General features: G+C 47.4%; 1 pseudogene. It reads left to right on the forward strand.

Annotated features, from left to right (window positions below):
* Positions 1-137: 137 nt before the first annotated feature.
* Positions 138-369: pseudogene (locus CFII64_RS30135) on the forward strand (hypothetical protein); the annotation flags it as partial.

Genomic DNA, 369 nt, shown 5'->3' on the forward strand with positions numbered 1-369 from the left:
ATTTCCATGACAGACACGACCATGAGCGGTTCAGGTTTTCGCTCTGGGCAGCTCGCGCGCAATTCTGGCTGTATATGCATATGTTTGGAAAGTGGTGGGCGCTCATACTGACTCCGATAATAGTTGGAGTCTGTATATTGTCTGAGTTCGATTCGCCCCAACCTTCGTTAATGGGTTTTGTTGATGGTTTTTTAGGAATGGCTTATATAAGCGTCATTCCCTGCTCCATTGCGTGGGCTATTAGTAGTCTCGTTATCTACAAATTCCCCAAACTCTGGGTAAAACCGTCCAGAGGCCCCATCTGGGAGCTAAACCGCCGCACCGGTCTGGTCACGCTATTCGATTACAACAATAACGGCGAATACAAAA

The sequence above is a fragment of the Pseudomonas sp. CFII64 genome (genome assembly GCF_000416235.1).
Taxonomy (GTDB): Bacteria; Pseudomonadota; Gammaproteobacteria; order Pseudomonadales; family Pseudomonadaceae; genus Aquipseudomonas.